The following is a 20,841-nucleotide window of genomic DNA, read 5'->3' on the forward strand; positions in this document are numbered from 1 at the left end:
AGACTCGATGCAACTCGTTGCATGATGGTCTAATGCGAGATTTTTCCGTCCTGTCCGACGTTGAGTTCGAAGAGCTATGTGCCGACCTACTCCAGACCACTTCAGGAGTAGCTGTTCGGCGGTACGCGAAAGGAAAAGACAAGGGCAAGGATCTGATTTGGGAGGAACTACCCGGGCAAGGAATTGCGCAATTTAAGCACTACGTTAAGTCAAATTTTTCCCAACTGCTTGCCGCTGCCAAGGCTGAAGTGCCCAAGGTCAAAAAGAGCAATCCAGCGCGTTACCTGTTCATGACTTCACAATCAACGGTCGAGACACAGAACAAGCAGGTCTATGACCTGTTCAGTGAATGGATGGTGTCTATTGATGACGTTTGGAATCTTGAAAAGATTGATGACCTTCTCAACGCAAATCAAGACGTCGAAACACGCCATCTCAAGTTGTGGCTTCACAGCGGGCTTCAACTATTTTGGGCCACCAACAGTGCGCTGCACAACCGATCGCGTGCCCTTGCTAATCGCGTTAGTGAAGATCTCCCGCGCTTTGTCAAAACACGCGCTTTTGATACCGCAAACAAGACTTTAGATAAAGAAAACGTCTGTCTGATAGCAGGTGCACCTGGTGTAGGAAAGACGATGCTTTCTCACGCCTTGATCGCCCGTTTGATGGCGGAAGGATTCCTGCCAATCGAGATTTCTGGTGATGTAGAGGAGGGCTGGGCGGCTCTCGATTTATCAACTAAGCAGGTGTTCTTTTATGACGACTTTCTTGGCGAGTTGGCGCTGAGCGAGCGCCTGTCAAAGAAGGAGGATAGGCGTCTTGTTAACTTTATTCAAGAGATCTCAAAGAGCGCGCGTCATAAGCTTATTTTAACTACCCGCGAGTATATACTTAAGGATGCGGAGCATACTTATCCGCTACTTCAGAAGATAGAGAAATCCCGCCGTCACGTCTTGGATATGCCTAATTACGATCGAATTGATCGGGGCCGAATCCTCTACAACCACCTCTACCACTCCTCCCTACCGCAGGAATATAGGGAACAGTTTTCCCTAGGCGCATGGCAGCGGGTCGTCGATCATGATGGATACAGTCCACGTCTCATTGAGTATGCGACTAGTCAGTTGGCTCTCGGGTTCGACGGACGATACCTAGAAGCTTTCGTCAGCACACTGGATAGTCCTGAGTTGCTATGGAGCAATGCCTTCGAAAACCATTTGGAGGAGTTCGACCGTGTCGTTCTACAGGTCATGTGCACTCACGGGCGCATTACATATTCTGAATTGGAGGAATCGCTTCGGCCATATGATTCCTCTGTCGGCCCGATCACCGAGCGACGCATCAATCGATCTCTGAAGACCTTGGACGGGACTTTTCTCCGAACTTCGAAAATCCTCGATCAGATCTACGTTTCATTCCATAGCCCGGCCGTTCGCGAGTTCCTACTAGAAGTCCTGCGAACTGATCGCCTGGCCCTAAGAACCGTCATCGACCGAGCTGTTTCAACAAGCCAGGTTATTCGTTTGGCCCAGGCCGGTTCTGGGCACTTGTCCTACAATAGACTAAACCGCAAGCTTGAACCTTCGAAACCTCAGCCGATTCCTCTTCATCTCGTGCGAGACAACGTTTCAAAAGCGATCCAACGACTCCTACCCTTGGATGACTTGATTAGTTCTACCGAAAAAGAGAAGGTCGATCGGGAACGTGACCTTTCCGAACTCGCCACCCTGCATGCTGAATTGTCGCTCGCCGAATCCTGGTGGGCTTCACAACTAACCGCGGTGGCGGGAATCTGGAACGAAAGTATCGGAACACCAACCGCCATCAAGAACATTCTTGAGTTTGCAACCGGTCGCCCTGGCTTCGAGGAACTTAGGCCCAAACTTGAGGAGGCCGCACGTGAAGCTCTCATGGCCGCACAGATCAATGATGACGAGGAGTGGGACATCGCCTTTGCTGTCTTTACGGATTTACTAGGCAGCGAGATTCCTGGCTCGCTTATAGATGAATTCGAGGTATACCTCTACGATGCAATCGCGACTCAGGGCATGAATCTAACCAACATCGATGAATTAATGTCAATGGCATCAAATCTTGGTTTGTCGGCGGCCGTGGAGGATCTGGAGGAGCACGCGAGGACTATCTATGAGTATGAACAGATCATGGAAGAGGACCGCGAAGGATGGTCGAGCAAGACTATCCAAAACGACGGAACTGACGCCGCGTTGCGGTCTTTGTTCGATCGGTTCCGACCTGCGCCTTCAGAATTCGACGCATGATGTCGTCTACCTTGATTGCCCTAGGGCGGTCCCCGCTGGTACTGCCACCAATACACAGCTGGAGCCGCTTAGCCTGACGGAATCGCCATCACCGGCCTCTAGGACACTGGGCAGAGAAGATGCTACGAGAACTACCCTCCACGACTTGGGTTTTTCCGGAAGTCAGAGTCGGGTTCCAGGAGCTACGCTGTGCTGAATCTTTGCTACTCACCAGTGATCCGTCGGCTCCTATCCAATGCGTGCAACAAATGTCCCCTCCGGGACTAAGGAGTCGCTGTTTGTATTACGACGATTCCGTGGATGGTTGTTCTTGCTGCCCACCGAACAACCACTTATGCACGTCAAAATTGGGGTCGTGATCCCCGGCCAGAAGTCGCTGCTCCCAAAGTAGTACCGCTTCATCACCCGGGCATTCCTCCACGGCGTACGCAGCCAACCTGGTTGCCGCGTGGTGGTCCCCGGCCGCTTCCATCTGATCGGCCGCTTCAATTTGAATCAAGGTGTCAATGGCTGCAGGCAACGGAGCCTCCTTTCCCTGGACGCGAGCAGCGCGGCGCGAATCCGCCAACGCTAACCACTGCTCTACTGTCCATTCAGGTGGCCGGTAATCCGAAAGAAATGCAACGGTTTGGGCGATAGCTGAGGGTCTCTCCAGTACTGATTCGTACCTCTTTAGAAACTCCCCCACCTCTGACCCATGATCCGCAGGATTCGTGACCTGGTGCCAGAGTACGTAGATGGCGATGAGGGCTGTCCTTTCCTCTCCGTCTGGAAGACCGGGAACCAGCTCCTCGATTTTGGTCACCACCTTGGTGAGATTGAATCCTTCACTCCTGCCAGCCCGCCAGTCGATGATGGCTTCCGCCACGGCAGAAAATCTCTTGAGGGCTGACTTGGCGTCGAGCTGCTCGTGCTGCCAGATCCAATATTGAGGGGCAAGTTCCATCTGGATGACTCCTGGCAGGGAATCCGTATAGTCCCAAGGTGCAGATTCTTCCGCTGGCGTCGCTTGGACAAACTGCCTGACCACGTGACGCAGCAGACGCCAGAGACCAGACAAAGTAAGGACCTGCCGAAGCCTTGGTTCGAAAGCCGTTTCTGCTCCATCGGTGTGTACCCAAGCTTCCTGACTAAGATTCTCCAGAACGTGGCTTCTCCTAGAACGGATGTCGTAGGCGATGCTCAGCATCCGCTCGATATCAGCCGAACGCGGAGGCCTCACTGCCCCAGTCGCGTCCCCGCGGTAGAAGTCAGGCGAGATCCTAGCGAGCGTTGAGGAGATGAAACGGCGCTTTAGACCTGCACGGTCAGCCATCAGCACCGCTTCGCGGATGTTTGCCTTCTCCTCCTCGGCCAAGTCCATTAGTGCTGCGTCCATGATCTTGCGTTTGGAAGGGTCGTACCGGTCCCAAGTAGTAGGCGCCGCCAGAGAGTCCACCGAAAGAGATTCGAGGGCTGCAACGAGGTCCGTATATGCCCCTGTTGGATCATCTAAGGCCCTCCGAGTTGCATCCACTGAGTTGCGGATAGCCCTCATGACGCGAGCAAAATCAGCGCGTGGGAGCTGCAACAGGGCCTGCATGAAGCTTTTGAGCTCATCCCAGCTCTCCGGGCCGATAACTTGTCCGGAAGTAAAGAGCTGTGGAAATAAGCTGGAAGCTCCGCTACTGTGACCGCGAGGACCAGCAATCAGAATTAGCCGGCGTGCCTGATCGTAGTCCCGTTCAAACGTCCGGTTGAGGGAAAAAGTCATCACGTAGGCAACGTCGTCAAGGAGCTCGTCACCTCCCGTGGCGACCAAGATCGAGTCTCTCCCGTGCCAATCTTGGGCCTCAAGCCTGTCCACTGCTTCCATGGTGACAGTCGCCATGTCCGTGATTCCTGTGGAAAAGTGGACCGTCCCCACCGGCAAGTGAATTGCGGGAGCAAACGGGAACGACACGTTGGTGTAGAAAGTCCTTCTATGAGTATTCTCTTTCAGCGCAACTTCTGAGCGAAAGTAGCGTCCAGAGGCGATCTGCAGCATCAGCTGCCCTCGAAACGTCTCCGATTTTTTCTTAGCCATGGGCGCCACTCGACAACCAGGGACGTAAATATTCCTCAAGGGTCAGCACCGGAAATTTCTCGTTCACGAAGCCAGCCGGAGCCACTTTACGGGTCACGAAAACGGTGGAGAGGCAATAAGCAGATCCGTCCATCGACGGCTCCAAGCCAAGTTTGACAGCGATTTGGTCTATGAACGGCTTCAGTTCGGCTTCCTTCCGGGCCAGTTGAGTCGAGTAAGAGGGCTTGGTTTTGCCTCTTGAGTTTGTGGAATCCCTGAAGAAGGTTCGCAGCTGCCGTGCGGTTTCGGCCACGGCGTGTACGGAGGCAGGGTCCTTTGCTTCGATGAGCCAGATGGTATTTTCGCCGGGCTTCGCGGCGACGAGGTCGATCTCAGTCGTGAGCGTTGGGACTCCGAGCCGTCTGTGGTCTCCGGCCTTCACACGCGCAATGGTTCTGAAGCCCAGATTCTTCAATTCATTCTCAAGCGTCTTTTCGAAGTGTTTGTTACGTAGGTCCCGGATACGTTCGAGGGCTTTTCCTACCTCCGGCGGGATTCCGTCTGTCCATGGCAGTACGCCTTGGGACAGGTGGTTGTTGTAGACGCTGAGGCTTGTCATCAAATATTGCGGGGCTATTAGGAGGCTGCCAGCGTCGGATCGGACGATGGGCTGAACCAAGAGTCGGTGGCGCCTGGTTCTGGTCTGCCAAGGTTCCCAGTCAGATTTTTGGAACTCTCCCGTGGTGCTGACTAAGAGCTTTAGCGCTCGGCTGTACCGATCCTGTCGGGCCCCGGTGGTGTCGTTGGCCTCTGCGCAGATCCAGTCGATTACCTCAGTCTCGTAACCCGTTCCGACACTGCTGCCTTGTGCAAAAGAATCCCATCGGACAAGGGCGGTTAGAACGTGGAAGATGTCCTCTACGCTTGCGCCTTCTGTTTCGAGCATGGCCTGATTGAGTTCGACCATGGAGACCGGCGATTCTGTTACCGATGATTTCCCTGGATTGAGACTGACGCCGGCTGAAGCTTTGTCCATGGCCTGGACGTTAAGCACCCAGGAGCCCGGTGCTGGCTGTTCGTCCTGTTCGAATTTGATCTCGTACGCGTGGGTGATTTCGATGGTGAAAGGGGCGACCTTATGATGTAGGCGCTCACTGATGGTCGTCATGGTCCGGTATGCATTGGCTGCTGCAAGAAGTCCGCTCCATCTCCGGCTCGTTATCGGAAGGGGCGGGCCGTCAGCGCCGGTGCTGCGCAGCGATGCCTCGACGATGATTTCGTTGCACTGTCGGAGCATTAGCGTGTCGCCCATGGCTTCTGCCATTCGTTCTTGAGGATCCCATGTGACGGGTAGGTGGGCGGCTACCCTGCTGAGGTCCTCTCGCTGGCGGGTGCCGTCGTACATGACTCGGTTGAGCTGCTCTAGACCGGTCTCAAGTATCTCTTGTTTATCGTGGGCGCGAATGCGTTCATTGAGCGCGGCCAGGGCAAGAGGTGCGAGGTGTTGCTGCACGAGCCTGTTGGCGTCATGGCCCCGGTATGTCCCAGGTTCGACGTCACTGGCAGCTAATTTTCGAGCTGATGCTGCGATCGTAGCTGATTCGTCTGCGGGGTCTAGGCTCCATGCCGAAGCTAGATGGTGGAGAGTGGTCCTCGATCGAGCAGTTTCCAGGATCAAGAACGGCTTGTTCGAAAGCCAGTCCTCCCTGAGGTCTGTAATTACGTCACTTTGAAGGTTAAGTGACCCAAGCAAACCTACAAAGGCATCTGCTGTTACTCGGTTCGCGGCCCGCGGATCACCGTCAGCCAATTCGACAAATCTTTCAACATCTATTGCCCATTGGAAATTCCGTTCACCCGTTGTGCTTTCTTCATCAAGGGGGCTGAACTCTATGATTGATTGATCAGGTTCAACACGCGAGTCAGATTTGATTGCTTGAAGTACCAGTCGATAGCCAGTCGCTTCGGAGTGAGAATGCGCTTGTTCCCATCTCTCTCGGATAGCGTCAAAAGCAAATACTAGGCCCCCGCAGAAGCCGAAAAGGAATTCATAGTGCTCCGGTGGGCTCCAGGACGGAATTGACCTAATGATTGCTACTGGTGGATTCGTTAGCGCTAGCGACCAGCCCACCACGGGAGGTGCCTGATGGAGGCCGGTCAGGGGATCGTAGCGTCCATACTGCTGCTGGATTGCTATCGTTGCCACACCGCGGGCAGTTAATTCGGCGACCTGTGTATCCCTTAAAGGTGGAAGGCCGGTAGCATGCAGCGCTTCCTCAAGTGACGAGAGCTCATATGCGCGCTCCCATTCCGCGTCCCCGGCATGGGCTTCGAAGTAAAAGAAGGAGGGGGCAATGCCCCCGGCGAAGAAAGACTTACCGTTAGCCCTCCATGGCTCCCAGTAGTTAATGGCTTCCCACCCGAAATTCTCTGGAAAGCTTGGATCGCTCAGGTCGCGTGCAAAGAGATACAGGTCATCTTCGTCTTTTGCAGTTTCAGCGATCCACGTCAGGTCTTCTAACGCCAGTGTCGCCGAGCCTTTTTTCTGGGGTACGGCGAGATGGCCGGCGGCAGCAAAGATAACAAGCGGAACTATTTCAGTGTCTGCCGTGAGCGTGAGCTCTCCCCCACCGGCGAGGGCGACGACAACGGGCTCGTCACTGCCTGAAACTTTCTTCGCAAGCCTGTCGCTCGCAAATGATCGGCTCTGTGGCAAGAAATCTTCTACTTGCACCATGGAAACAGCAATTGCCGTATTCGTATTCACTGGCAGGATCCATTGGATCTCCTGTCCAGTCAACGCAAAGTTACCTGCCCGTTTCGGCGCACCTTCGTACAATGACTTGGAGAACCTCCAGAGCGCCTTCCGCACTGCATTTAGACTTGAGATGCGCAAAGCACGGCGAGCTTCCGGGTTCTGCTTGACAGTACCAACTAATTCGGACACTGCAGCCCCCACAATCTCCGGAACGTAAGCGGGAGGCAGCCACCGGTCAGGTAGTCCCGGCGTTCTGTACCTCAAGTACCAACCAAACGGGCTGTTCGGACTTGAAGGATCAAAGTTCGCGTTATCCGATGATCTGGTCATCCACTCGAGAGCAGCAGCATCTCCTTCCTTGAGCTCAAACGTCGTCAAGGGGTCTCGAGAAATTAGGGCTTTAGCTGCTTCCACCTCCTCCACAGGAAGAACAATCTCGTCCCGCAACTCTAGGTTCGGAGCAGGTTTGAATGAAGACGAGAGTCCGTTGGTCGCAGTGTGCGCCCAGTTGTAGGCCACTCGGATGACATTCTCGAGACCAAACCCATGCTTCCTCATGAGAAATGGGTCAAGGGCCTCTGCTAAACGCAGCGCACGAGACAGATCAGCTAAAGGGCGCTCCGTGGCCCCAGGTACAACATGCCGCAGATCATCGCCGACCCGAACGAATAGTGATTCAGACGGGTCCTTAGGAATGAAATCCTCCTGAACACCATCAATTCCTGAAGCCTCTGCTGCCTGATCGACGACTTCTTGAACTGATGTAAGCGGAGTAGACAGAGTGGTATGCGCGATAGAGCGGGCACGGAGGGCGGCCGCGAGGGCGCTACCAACGGAAACAGAGCGGTGGCGCGCCGACGGCGACGACGCTGCTGCGAATAAAAGACACCACAATTCGTCTGCGTTGAAACTACTCATTGAGCGGGCCAGAGGATCTAGCCGATCCAAGCCGCTCCGTCGCTGTTTTCTTGGCTTTCCAGCTTTATTTCGCCCCATAGAGAACATTCAAGCCGATGGAGGCCTCGATGCTTGTCAACGTGTCGGGTGTCCGTGTGTTGCGGTACCCCCAAGCGCAGACCGTGGGGCCGGAAGGCAACGCATCTGACTACAGTTCTCTACTTCGCTCGGGAATCTCCACGTCCTCATCCTTGAACACATCCCGGCCCGACACATGCCGCCAGACAACGTGGTCCAGCCTTCTGGCTTCGATCGGGTACAGCTCTGCGACCTGCCTAATCAGGTCTGCAGCCTCAGAAGTGCTCAGTTCCCGCTCCCCCAGCTCCGCATGCTCCTTGATAAACCTAATCACCATGCGATCAGGCTTTACCGACTGGAAGCCGGCCAGGATGAGCAGGTAGTTGTAGTCACCCCAGACCGCTGACTGGGCAGGTGCAGCCAGGCGTCCTTCAGCGCCTTCAGTTCCTTGTCTTCTGCGTACGCCCGGTGCAGGTGGTCCCGCGTCGTGTAGCCCAGCTCGTGGAGCTTCTCTGCGGCCTGGCGGATGACCTCGGCCTTCAGAGGGGCGTTCATTCTTGTGTGTGCCGCGGGCCTGTAAAGTAGTGAGACACCGCGAACAGGCTGGTGAGTCGCCTTAGCGGAAGGTTCCCCTGCTATTTATCGGCCGCGTCCAGCCCCGCTGATTTCGTTGGATCACCACCAAGTGTGACGTTTGGACTTGCCATTTGCCTAGTAGCCTTCGGAGTCTGCAACAGCATTGCTCTATCCAAGCGGAATGTTTAGAACCTTCGCGGTCTTTCTTTATTGGTGCTGCTATAGCCGCAGTGGCCGCTGTGATTTTGGGCATTCTGGTAGTCAATCAGTTCATCACCGACTTCAACATGGGCGCGTAGGCAGTAGGCTTATTTCATGGCGAGCAAAACAGTAGTGATTCTTTCCGACGACCTGGACGGCTCGGAAGCCAGCGAAACTATTCGATTCGCACTCGATAACAGCGAGTACGAGATCGATCTGAATGAAGGCCACGCCAATGAACTGCGGCAGGCTCTCGAGCGTTTTACCAATGCCGGACGCAGGCTATCCGGCGGACGCGGCGGTCGCGCTTCAGCTTCCAGCCGTAAAACGTCCTCACAAGGCGGGCCGGACGCTAAGGCCATTCGCCAGTGGGCTGCTCAGAATGGCATCTCGGTGAATACTCGCGGTCGAATCCAGGCCGAAGTCGTGGAGAAGTACGAAGCAGCTCACTAACGAAAAAGGAGCGAGTGTGGCCGCCTGTCCGCAATGTCAAGGCGAACTGCCAGAGAAATCCGAGTCTGGGCAGTGCCCGCATTGTGGGCATGCCTGGGGCACCCTGCGTTTAGGCGGACTGGGCACACTCACGTCCGTTGTCACTGAGATCGGCTATGGCGTTGATAAGTCCTGGCTTGAGCAGTGGGGACAGATGGAGCGTTCATACAAAAAGCTCCAGGAACTCTACGCTGCTACCGGCGCCGGCAATCAAGAAGCACAAACGATTGTGAAAGACTTCTTCATCCATTGCTGGCATCTTGGGGACTGGCTCTCAAAGGACAAAGGAACTAGCGTCACTTGGCCTGAAATCAAGACGTTGCTGCAGTCCGAAATTGATATCAACATCTGCAACGCCATGGCCAACACCTCGAAGCACCACACGCGGTTCCCAAATGAAACTAGCGCTAGAGTCAGTTCGCTAAAGCTGCATCCCAAGTTCGAAGCGACTATCGAGGTCTCTCCTCCCAGTGGCCCTACATAGACCCGGGACGCGTTAGATGTGGCGACCAGCTGCATGGACATCTGGGGCAAGTTCATGGCGGCCCACAAGCTCATTCTCAAAAAATAGACAGGATCGAAACTTATTTTAGTTTCGACCCTGTTTTTTAATTGCCCTCATATCGCACCCGGTGCGACTGTCGGAATATGCGAAAAATGCTCGTGTCCCTAGCCGTGGCACTTTCTCTTGTATTTGCGACGGCACCAGCGCTAATGCTGCGACTGTCGGTATGACTTTTCGGACCTGCGCTGGGTTATTACATCGGCCTCGACCGCGCAGACCAGGGCGCAGTGACCCCTAGGGCGGCCGGTGTAGCAGCGGGGGAGTGCATCCAGACGAACGGCGTTCTCTGCCCGGCAAACTGCGCCGCTCTTGAGCGCGGTGTCGTTCTGCATCGCCTGCAGTGCAGACTACTCGAATGTCCTGCGGATTTATCTCGTCCTCGCGGAAGCTGACTTAGTTGTGGGCTCAGTGCACACCACATGTCGGCAGTTCCTTAAGCAAGAGCGGGATGAAGGCATCGGCCGTCGCTGTTGAGCCCGGGGTCAACAGTCCATCAAGGATGGCTCCTACGACTTTAGCCGACGGTTACACTCCTAGAGCCAACACAAAGGAACTCCCTGCCAGCGTGCTCGCGGCAGGGACTTGCCTGTTACCGGTCAGATCGTTAGCCGCAGAGAACCTAGGTAGTGCAGACGAATTGGGTGTAGATGGCTCCGGCGCCCAAGCCAACTGGGTCGTCAGGCCGCGTCATACCCTGCGGTGAATAATTAGATTATCTAAACAAGCGGATCTCCTTGTTGATCGGTTCGTTCACGTTGTAGAAGCAGCAAATGAACCCCTGCGCATTGCCCGTGACGGTTGCGCCCCCTTGCACAAAAATAGTGGAACGGCCAGTGAATGCCTCGAACCTATAAGTTCGGGTGTAAACACGGCCTACGTAACCTTCACACAGGAAGGAGTCACTGAAACTTGACGTATTGACCGTCTTGCCGGTGACCTGCCTCAACTCCATGTTAATATTGATGTTTTCGTCGAAGAACGTACATGTGACCGTGTAGGTTCCGGTGACAGCCGTTCCCTTAGCTGAAATCTGGCCATCGCTCACAGATATAACCGAAGCGGCGGCTCGCGCCGGGGTAGCGGTCACGAGTCCACCGACCCCTAACAACACGATGAACAAAAATGCGGAAAAAGACCTAGTTTTCATCTGTCGAAACCCTGACTCGGAGGCCGCGCCTTTTGCTGGCCGGCCCCGTGAAGTGTGAAATTTATAGCGGTTCACCGTAGGACAAGGCGCCGTTCTCGCTATGGCCAAAACGAACCGGTGCGCTAACCCAGGACAAACCGTCAGGTCCCCGTTTGAGGGAATTACGTCAGACTGTCTCAGTGGCATCCCATCACGTCCTCCCGCGATGGACACCTAGCCTGAGAATAGACCTTTGACTAACGAGTGACCAGATCAAAATGCCCCCCACATTATGTTCTGAAGGAATAGGGGGCGATCACCTAAAAGCCCGACCTTCCCAGGGCTGCGTTGCCAGTTAGGAGCGGAGTTTCGCGGCAACCGACGCCCCGGGGGTTCTTGATCGCCTGCCAGCACGTGCGGCCGGTGCAGGGGTTCGTCCAGGCGCTTATCCGCGAGACTGCCCCCAGGGGCCGGTGCCCGAACTCAAAGCCGCCAGCCCAAAGGCTGTGGACCTCGCTGCGCACGTCAAGGTGCGTCGGTCGCCAATCCGCTGGCAGTCACCCACCATGCGCTGCCCCAACGCCATTCTCCTATTTTGAGTAGGCAGGCGGAACGTCTTACCTTGGTTCCCTAAGAAGGAGTATTGATGCCGGATGCGGCCCGTTTGCAAGCCAATCGTCGCTGATCTCGGTGGCTTTGGCTGCATGAAGAACGAGCTGTGCGGCCAGGGTTGAGCCAGTGATTTTTGAGTAGGCCAGCGCAATTTCCCCAACAGCCTCGGTGTGCTCGAGAACCGGGAGCAGATGCGCGGAGGTGACATTGCTGAGCTCCCCAACACGTTGGCCGTCGAGACGGATTTCGACAAAGGGACGCTGGGTCCCATTCTTCAACGTGTAGGTTTCTTTGTGCAGGCTGACCAGCAGTATTCCCATACCATCGGCAGGCACATACTTGCCGAGTACGTCGAAGTGGTTTTCTTCCTTCAGGACCTGAATTGCTGATCCCCAAGTTATAAGGGTAGTCACGCCTGCAGGCGCAGCATTGAGGGGTGCGATTAACGCTGGTTCAGGCAATGCAACGGTTACGCGCGCCCGAAGGCGGTCCCCTTCGTCGTAAGCCCAAACCCGGGCAGTGGCAGCAGCGACGTTTCCGCTGGCGATGATTCTCGTCAGCGGTCGTGTGTAGCGTTTTGCGTCCTCTCGGCTGAGGTAGCCGAGAACTCGGCCTTTCCATCGGACGCTGATGGCGTTGGGGTCAAGCGGGTTGTCCGGTTCAGCCACCAGTTCCACCAGTAGACCTTCAGTTTCACCTTCGTTCCGACCAGCTGCCAGCGCACCATTTGCACGCAGGGCCGCCCTGATCGCCTTGCCGTACGCGTGTTCGCCTACAACTTCGACATTCGGCCATTCCGACCGGCCAAGCGAAACATGGTAAAGATTCTTGGTGGCCGGAACTGCTTGATCTACCCGCGGGGTCGGGTCCGCAGCGACTGGCACATCAGTAACCGGAGCCCCGCTAACCAAGACTTCCATTTGCTCGCCGTCGGCAGGCGTATTGGGGTTCTCAAGAAAACCTGCCGACCAGTTGATGTCCTCCCACGCCTGCCGACGGCTACGCCGCTTCCGCATCAGGAATGCCAGCCCGACAATTCCTGCGGCCAACAGAGTTCCTGCCGGGGATGAGAAGGTCACAACCAGCAGCAGCAATCCGAACAAAGTCCGCTGGGCAATTCCCCCAGCCTTTTCGATTTCAGGGACGCCGCGGCCACCAGTAGTCAACTTGGCCGGGTCAGCACCAACGTGCGCCAGGACGTTGGCCGCCTGTCCCACTGTAAGGTGCATCAGGCTGGGGCGGGCCCCGGTAGCGCGCGCGACTGCAGCACGAACATGGTTACGCTAAAACTTCGACACAACCACCGTATTGTCGGGTGTCAGAAGCTCCCGCCATGTCTCGTTTGTAATGACCTGACGGGCAACGGGACCGGCAGTGGGAGCGGAAATCAGGGCAGCTGACCTACGGCTCGGCCGACCGCTCGAACCGCTGGAGACATACGAGACACCGGTTCCGGGGACCCTCACCGTACTCGTCGTTCGGCCTGTGGCAGTTCTGGTAACCCTAAACGGACCTGCGCCGACACTGGCGCTCAACCCGCGCTTCGATGCTGTGATCCGAACAGGCCCAAAACTCTTCGACTTACGGTAACGAAACCCCAACCCGCACCTCCAAAACATTCACGCGGGAAGCCAGTATTCCTCGTTTGAACCCGATTCTATGTCCTCGTCACGACGTTCTGAATGAGATAACGAGTGTCAGTTGGAGCCGATAGTGTTCGGCTTCAGATAGCCCTCAAGAAATCCGCGGGATTACCACAGGATTAGCTCAAGAATGCATCAAGAAAAGAGCAGCATCTCTCGATGTTGCTCTTCAGTCGCAGTCACGAGTAGGTCCATCGGCCCTTCGATCGGCCGATAGAAGCAATTGCCCCGTAAGTGACAAATCCTTTCCGAAAGGCGCTGCTAAAACGTCTTGAAGTGACATCAGCAAGGTGGGTTCTACTTTTATTACGACCACTAATACTTTTACGAAGTTCCGCGTCATGGGGATTTTGTCCCATTGCCAAGGCACCTGCTACACATTGTCTACTTGACTTGACGGAGCCGTAGGGACGGTTTTCGCGGTCAGGACGATTTCGGGGGCAATCACGTATGGGGATCTCTTCGCTGCTGCACGGAAAACGCCGTAGGACGGCATCCGTTTCGGCACTGGCCAGCATCTCATTGGCGGCAGCCGCTCTGGCTTTCCAGTACGACGGACTTCCTGCCGCAGACCTGGATCTCAATGATGGCGGCGTCTGGGTCACCAAACAGTCCGATCTGCTGGTGGGTCACCTGAATTTCCCCTCACGGGTACTGGATGCCGGGCTTCGTACCAAGGCTCCTCAGTACGATGTCCTCCAGCAAGGCGACACCGTACTCGTTCACGACAGCGCCAATGCCACGCTGACCCAAATTGACCCCGCGCGCGTGACGCTCCTAGGCAGTGGCTCCCTGCCCGCGGGCGCAGCCGTCTCCACGGGATCTGATACGGCGGCTATCCTGGCCGACGGTGACCTATACGCAGTTCCCGTTGGAAGTATCGATGGTCTTCGCTTAGACGGCGCGGAACCACTGGCCAAACTCGGTGCCGGCGCGGTGGCGACTATTGGCCTCGACGGCGTCATCCACGCCTTCTCGCCTACCCTCGGCGAAGTGCGCGACTATGCTCCGAAGGACAAAGACTACGCCCAAAAATCGGCTCGCAAGCTAGCTGAACTTCCCAAGGACGCGAAGCTGAGCATCGCTGCCGTCGGTGCCGACGCGGTGATGTTCGATTCCAACGCTGGAGACCTCTACTTGCCCGGTGGACAGAAAATAGCCATAGCCGATGGAAAAGGTGGGTCACTTCAAGAAAACGGGCAGGCAAACGACCGCGTACTGGTGAGCACTCTGAGTGCCTTGGTGGCACAGCCTCTGGCTGGAGGTTCCGCTACGGTTACCCGCGCTCCTAAGACGAGCACGAACTCCGCGCCAGCGGCCCCCGTCTGGCTGAACGGCTGCGCATACGCTGCCTGGTCCGGCACCTCAACCTATCTGCGGGACTGTGGGGCCGGGAAGGTCGAATCCGGTGCCGTGCCAAACATGCCGGCGAATGCCCAGCTGGTCTTCCGCGTGAACCGCGATGTAGTCGTTCTCAATGACATCCAAGGCGGCGGCGTCTGGCTGGTCACGCAGAAAATGCTCTTGGTGCAGAACTGGAACGACGTAGTTCCCCCGCCGGACGTCCAGGATGACCAGGAGGAGAAAAGCCCGGACCAGCAGGTAACCCTGCCGAAACGCACCGAACAGAACCACCCACCAGTCGCCGTCGATCAGCAATTCGGCGTCCGGGCAGGGCGCACGTCCCTCCTGCGGGTTACGGAGGAGTGCTCGGACCCGGACGGAGACGTACTTGCAGCGGCGCTGGCAGGATCGGCCCCGCCGGGTGTCGAGGTCCAGCCGGCTCTGGGCGGTGCGGCCCTCCAGGTCTCCGTGCCCGCGAGTGCGTCCGGTTCCCTGACCTTCAGGTATCGGGTGGACGACGGGCGAGGTGGAACAGCCGAGGCCAATCTCACCTTGGCGGTCCGTCCGGCGGGGCAGAACTCTCCGCCGGAGCTGAAGCGGCCACAATCCATGAAAGTGGAGTCCGGCGCTACCCTCCAGCAGGACGCCCTGCAAGGATGGCGTGATCCCGACGGCGACGAGATGTACCTCAAATCTGCCACCACCGACTCGGGCGACCGCGTCACCTTCCGAAACAACGGCATTATCGACTTCGCCGCGGTCTCCGGCCAAACGGGAGTCAAAGAGGTCAAACTCATCGTCTCGGATGGCACTGCTGACGCCGAGGGCCTGCTCCGCGTCGAGGTGCTGCCCAAGGGGTCTCTGCGACCGATCGCCAACGCCGACCGGATGACCGCCGTCGCGTCTACGCCTCTGACGATGTCTCCCCTGCTCAATGACATCAGCACTTCGGGCGCCGCTCTGCGGCTCGCAAAGTATGACCAGGTCCCCGGGGCAAGCATCACCGCCGACTTCACCGCCGGCACGATCACCTTCCAGATGGCCACTCCGGGTACTTACTACATGCAGTACCTGGTGACTGACGGACCCAACTCCGCCGTCGGGCTGATCAGGATAGACGTACTGCCAGGAAGCGGCACAAGCCGTCCGGTCGCAGTACGCGACGTCGCCCTGGTCCCCGTCGGCAGATCAGCCCTGGTGGACGTCCTGGCCAACGACAGCGATGCCGCAGGCGGAATCCTCATCGTCCAATCCGTCGAGGTACCCGCCGGAACCGGGGTCACGGCTGAAGTACTGGAAAACCGCGTGATTCGGGTGACCGATATGGTGGGTCTTAGCCATCCGGTCACCTTCCGCTACACCGTTTCCAACGGTGCCGAAGCCGCGACAGGTGAGGTCCTTGTCCTTCCCGTCCCGCTCCCGGCCACGCTCCGCCCCCCGGTCACCGTCGATGACACGGCGACGGTAAGAACCGGCGACGTGGTGACAGTCGACGTCCTGCACAACGACTACCACCCCGACGGCGACACCCTCACCCTCCGTCCGGACCTCGTGGCCCCGGAACCCACGCCAGCTGAGGGAACAGCTTTCATCAGCGGCGACAAGTTGCGTTTCCGGGCCGGCCAGAATGCAGGAACGGTGCACGCAACCTACGAGGTAGCGGACTCGCAGGGCAACCGCACCGCAGGCTACGTGACCATCCAGGTGGTCGCGGAAGATGACACTCATAACTCGGCTCCCCGTCCCCAGCCCATCACCGCGCGCGTCATCGCCGGCAACACCGTCCGCATCCCGGTTCCGCTGGACGGCATCGATCCCGACGGCGACTCCGTGGATCTGCTGGGCCAGCGGGATGCCCCGAAGATGGGTCGCGTAACTGTTGGCGACACCTGGCTCAACTACGAGGCGTATCCCGACTCGGCTGGTCGCGACTCCTTCACTTACGTCGTGCGTGACCGCCGGGGAGCCGAAGCCGTCGGCACCGTCGTCGTCGGCATTGCCCCGCCCAGCTTCCAAAACCAGGCGCCCTACGCAGCAACAGACACGGTCACGGCGAAGCCGGGCCGCACCCTGTCCGTCCCTGTCCTCGCCAACGACAGCGACCCTGACGGCGACCCGATCCTGCTGGTGACGGAAGGGCTGACCGTGCCCGACGGCCTATCCGCCAAGGTCACCGATGGCCGCGTCCTAGTCACCGGGCCCGGACGCTCCGGTCAATACACCCTCCGGTACACGGTCGCCGATATTTATGGCTCGAGCTCGGTCGGCTCCCTCGTGCTCGACATCAAAGAGGACGCCCCGGCCCAGCGACCCCTCGCGCGGGACGACTATGTGACGAAGATCGAGATGTACGGCAAAACATCGGTTGATGTACCCGTTCTGGCCAACGACGAAGATCCCGACGGCGTCGCCTCCGACCTGCGGGTCTCCACGGATGACCCCAATACCTCCGTCGGACCCGGCGGAACCGTCAACGTCAGATTCACCGAGGCCTCCCAGGTCATTCTGTACACGGTGGCGAACGCGGACGGACTCACCGCATCCGCGTTCGTCCATGTGCCGGGACTGAAGGACCTGCGGCCTGAACTGTCCGTGACCAAGCCCCTCGAGGTGAAGAGCGGAGAAACCCTCACCATCAGTCTTGCCGACGTGGTGAAGGTACGTGACGGACGGATTGCCCGCATTGCGACCGCTGACAGCGTCTCGACGTCCCATTCCAATGGCGCTCCCTTGCTGAAGGACGAACACACGTTCAGCTACACCTCGGCCGCGGACTACTACGGCCCGGATACCCTCACGGTCCAGGTGACCGACGGCACCGGCCCCGATGACGCGAGCGGGCTCTCCTCGACCATCTCCATACCGATCCAGGTCATTCCTGCACAGAATGTTTCGCCGACCCTGTTGGGCACCACCATCGAGGTGGCTCCCGGTGAAGCAGAAATTCCGGTCAACTTGGCACGGCTTTCCCGGGATCCGAACCCCGGCGATCTTGACCGACTGGCATACAGCCTGCAAGGCAGCCCCTCGGGCGGATTCGCCGCACGGGTCGAGGGACAAAAGCTGTTGGTAAAAGCTGACGCTTCCGCCGCTCGGGGTGCGAGCGAAAAAGTGGTCGTGCAGGTCAGCGACAGCACTTCAGCTCCCACTACCGCGACGTTCACGCTGACCACTGTTGTTTCCTCCCGGCCTTCCGCGGCGGCGAACGACGACGTCGTGGCCGACGCCAAGGCAGGCCAAAAATCCGTTGTGGACGTGCTGGCCAACGACGTGAACCCTTTCCCTGAGACACCGCTGAAGGTCCTCGGCGCCCACGTAGATTCCGGCTCCGGTGTTGCCGAGCTGGAAGGCGACAAGGTTGCCATCACTCCAAGCGCGGACTTCGTTGGGGTCATGATTGTCAGCTACCAGGTGCAGGACGCCACCAACGCCCCCGAACGTCAGGTGGAAGGTCACGTGACGCTGACAGTGCGAGGAAAACCCGGCGTCCCCGGAGTGCCCTCGGTGAGCTCCATCCAGGACAGCACCGTCGTGCTCTCGTGGACTCCCCCGTCGAACAACGGGTCGTCGATCACCGGCTACGCGGTCTCGTCAGCGAAGGGCTATTCCAAGGCGTGCCCGTCCACCACCTGCACACTGGACGGACTCACCAACGACGTCGAGTACACCTTCACCGTCACCGCAACCAACGACGTCGGAACCTCCGACCCGTCGCCGGCGTCGGCACCGGCACGTCCCGACGCCCGGCCCGAGGCGCCCCTAGCACCCTCTCTGGTCTTCGGCGACAAGAAGGTCTCCGTCGCGTGGACCACACCGACGAGCCACGGTTCGCCAGTGACAAGCTACACGCTCGAAATCTCGCCCGCGCCGGCCTATGGTTCGGTCCAGAAAACCGGTGTCGCCGGCAACTCAATGGAGTGGGAAGGCCTGGAGAACGGCGTCGCCTACCAGGTGAGGGTCCAGGCCAATAACCGCGCCCCGGAACCGTCTGCGTGGAGCCCCTACTCGGCCTCGGTGATTCCCGCCGGCGTCCCGGACGCGCCGGCGCCGCCGACCACGTCGCCCTCGACGGCGGTCGGCAGCCAGGCACAGATCCTCGTAACGTGGGCGCCGCCGAACGCGAACGGTGACCCGGTTGCCGACTACACGCTCAGTGTTAGGCGTGGCGGCGCCGTCGTGAACAGCCTGACCCTCGCTGGAACCAGCCAGAACGTCACCGTGGATACCAGCGAATCCGACTACTCGTTCTCTGTGACGGCGCGAAACAAGGCCGGAGCGTCAGCGCCAAGCGCGGACTCGGCACCACGCCGGGCCGCGAACGCACCGTCGGCGCCTGTGAGTGTCACGGCCACCGAAGGCGACCGCAACTCGCAAGTTAGCTTCACGCCGGGTCCGTTGAACGGCAACCGGCCGAATGAGATCAGCTGGCGGTGGAAGGCGACGCCGGGCGGGTTGAGCGGTTCCTTTGGCAGCGCGACGACCGGGACGATCACGGGACTGGCCAACGGTACGTCCTACACCATCCAGGTCTGGGGCGAATCGACGGTCCAGGGCGTCGCTCCCGGGCCTGCAACGTCGTCGAACCCAGTGAACCCGTATGGTTCGCCGCTCGTCCGCAACCTCGTGGGCGTAGGCGGGGACGGCACAGTGTCCTTCAATTGGTCAGTGGACGGAAATGGCAGGAACGTGACCGGCGTGCAGGTTAACACCTCGGCCGGCAGCACGTCGGGAGGAGCGGGACTGACAAGCTACACAGCATCAGGACTTGGCCCGAGCCAGACAGTGAACGCCTCCGTCACCGTGACCACCGACGCCGCCGATGCTGCACGCAAGACCGCATCGGGCTCGGCCTCGGCGACGAGCAACCCGGTCCGCCTGAGCATTTCACGAGGCAATCCCGACTCCCGAAAGGCCGGGACTTATTTCCTGCAGTTGAATTACGCCAACTTGCCGGCAGGGAACTACACGCTTCAGTGCTACGCCAACGAAACACTGGGGGGCACGACCCCCTACGATTCGTGGAGCGGCTTCCTCAACGGAACAGGAAACCAGCAAGTATGCGGCAAGGCCGACTGGCAATCAGGTTGGTACGAGATTCGGCTGAGCGGACCGTATTCCGCGACAGTTCACCAGAATGTATAAGGAGCTACCCATGACAATCACTCAGGAACAGGCCACATGGTTCGCCGGAACCTTCCAGCAGCTCACTGACAACATCGGGCAAGCTGTGCTCGGCAAGCCGGAGGTCATCCGGCTCGTCCTCACCGCGCTGCTGGCCGAGGGGCACGTGCTGCTCGAGGACGCGCCCGGTACGGGCAAGACCCAGCTGGCTAAATCGCTGGCGGCCACGGTGCACGGAACGCACCACCGGATCCAGTTCACTCCGGACCTTCTGCCCTCCGACGTCACCGGCATCACCGTCTACGACCAGCAGACCCACCGGTTTGAGTTCCACCGAGGCCCGGTCTTCGCGTCCATCGTCCTGGCCGACGAGATCAACCGTGCATCGCCGAAAACCCAGTCCGCGCTCCTTGAAGTGATGGAAGAGGGCAGGGTCACCGTCGACGGTGTGGGACACGACGTGGGCCGGCCTTTTATGGTCATCGCCACCCAGAATCCCATCGAGCAGGCCGGCACCTACCGCCTTCCCGAGGCCCAGCTCGACCGCTTCCTGATCAAGACAAGCATCGGCTACCCGGACCTCCAGGCGGCCGAGGCGATCCTGGGCGCAGCCTCCACGCGCGACCGCTCATCAACGGTCAATGCCGTCATCACCACCAGCGCCGTGTCCGACATGGCAGGCCTTGTGGACGGGGTCCACGTGGATTCGGCCGTGCTACGTTTCACGGCGCAACTGGCCGAAGCAACCCGGCATGACCCCAACGTCCGGGTCGGCGTCTCCGTCCGCGGGTCGCTGGCGATCATCCGCGCTGCCAAGGTGTGGGCAGCCACGGAGGGCCGCTACTTCGTGCTCCCGGACGACATTAAGGCCCTCGCCCTGCCTGTGTGGGAGCACCGGCTCGTTCTGGACCCAGACGCGGAATTCGCCGGGGTCACCGCCGAATCCGTTCTGGCCCGTGTCCTGGCCGACGTCGCCGCGCCACAGACACGAGGCGCGGCAGCATGAGCCAGGCAGCGGCGAGGCGGCCGCTTAGACGGCTGCTGCCGCCTGCTCTGCATCCCGTGAACCTGAAGTTACGGCAAGCGGCAGATCCGGTCGTCGAAT

The 20,841-nt window shown here is 58.6% G+C and carries 10 protein-coding genes and 1 pseudogene; 5 read left to right on the plus strand and 6 right to left on the minus strand.

The features are described 5' to 3' along the window. Positions 1-32: 32 nt before the first annotated feature. Positions 33-2,279, plus strand: a complete 2,247-nt coding sequence (locus BMX78_RS15015; RefSeq protein ID WP_139204981.1) for an ATP-binding protein — start codon at positions 33-35, stop codon at positions 2,277-2,279. Between the two features lie 283 nt (positions 2,280-2,562). Here BMX78_RS15015 and BMX78_RS15020 read toward each other — a convergent pair whose 3' ends face one another. The 3 genes and pseudogenes from BMX78_RS15020 to BMX78_RS23875 all read right to left on the minus strand — a co-directional run bounded on the left by BMX78_RS15020 (position 2,563) and on the right by BMX78_RS23875 (position 8,611). Beyond that, positions 2,563-4,344 carry a hypothetical protein gene (locus BMX78_RS15020; RefSeq protein ID WP_139204983.1) on the minus strand — a complete coding sequence of 594 codons (1,782 nt, stop codon included), beginning with the start codon at positions 4,342-4,344 and terminating at the stop codon, positions 2,563-2,565. After that, positions 4,337-7,639, minus strand: coding sequence for a hypothetical protein (locus BMX78_RS22805; RefSeq protein WP_139204985.1), 3,303 nt, complete (start codon positions 7,637-7,639; stop codon positions 4,337-4,339). The genes BMX78_RS15020 and BMX78_RS22805 overlap by 8 nt, the downstream gene beginning before the upstream one ends. A 547-nt stretch (positions 7,640-8,186) precedes the next feature. Continuing rightward, a pseudogene (locus BMX78_RS23875) lies at positions 8,187-8,611 on the minus strand (DUF8548 family protein). Positions 8,612-8,947: 336 nt separating this feature from the next. On the opposite strand from BMX78_RS23875, the gene BMX78_RS15040 reads away from it, so the two are divergent. After that, positions 8,948-9,286, plus strand: coding sequence for a histone-like nucleoid-structuring protein Lsr2 (locus BMX78_RS15040; RefSeq protein ID WP_091420743.1), 339 nt, complete (start codon positions 8,948-8,950; stop codon positions 9,284-9,286). A 16-nt stretch (positions 9,287-9,302) separates the two neighbouring features. Further along, entirely contained in the window at positions 9,303-9,809 is a 507-nt protein-coding gene (locus BMX78_RS15045) for a hypothetical protein (protein WP_091420746.1), read from the plus strand. A 793-nt stretch (positions 9,810-10,602) separates the two neighbouring features. Here the strand turns inward: BMX78_RS15045 and BMX78_RS15050 are convergent. The 3 genes from BMX78_RS15050 to BMX78_RS23700 all read right to left on the minus strand — a co-directional run bounded on the left by BMX78_RS15050 (position 10,603) and on the right by BMX78_RS23700 (position 13,247). Continuing rightward, a complete protein-coding gene (locus BMX78_RS15050) occupies positions 10,603-10,977 on the minus strand; it encodes a hypothetical protein (protein ID WP_139204986.1) in 375 nt (124 codons plus the stop codon). Between the two features lie 656 nt (positions 10,978-11,633). Further along, complete coding sequence (locus BMX78_RS15055) at positions 11,634-12,845, minus strand: HIRAN domain-containing protein (protein WP_170850836.1); 1,212 nt, start codon at positions 12,843-12,845, stop codon at positions 11,634-11,636. Between the two features lie 66 nt (positions 12,846-12,911). Next, positions 12,912-13,247: a DUF4236 domain-containing protein gene (locus BMX78_RS23700; protein ID WP_091420756.1), complete on the minus strand. Its 336-nt coding sequence runs from the start codon at positions 13,245-13,247 to the stop codon at positions 12,912-12,914. A 474-nt stretch (positions 13,248-13,721) separates the two neighbouring features. Between BMX78_RS23700 and BMX78_RS15065 the strand changes: the two genes are divergently transcribed. Together BMX78_RS15065 and BMX78_RS15070 are read left to right on the plus strand one after the other, a co-directional pair. Continuing rightward, on the plus strand, positions 13,722-19,757 hold the full coding sequence (locus BMX78_RS15065) for an Ig-like domain-containing protein (protein WP_091420758.1): 6,036 nt from the start codon (positions 13,722-13,724) through the stop codon (positions 19,755-19,757). 10 nt (positions 19,758-19,767) lie between these two features. Then, positions 19,768-20,742: an AAA family ATPase gene (locus tag BMX78_RS15070; protein WP_091420762.1), complete on the plus strand. Its 975-nt coding sequence runs from the start codon at positions 19,768-19,770 to the stop codon at positions 20,740-20,742. Positions 20,743-20,841 lie beyond the last annotated feature (99 nt).

Source organism: Arthrobacter sp. OV608 (genome assembly GCA_900110595.1).
Taxonomy (GTDB): domain Bacteria; phylum Actinomycetota; class Actinomycetes; order Actinomycetales; family Micrococcaceae; genus Arthrobacter.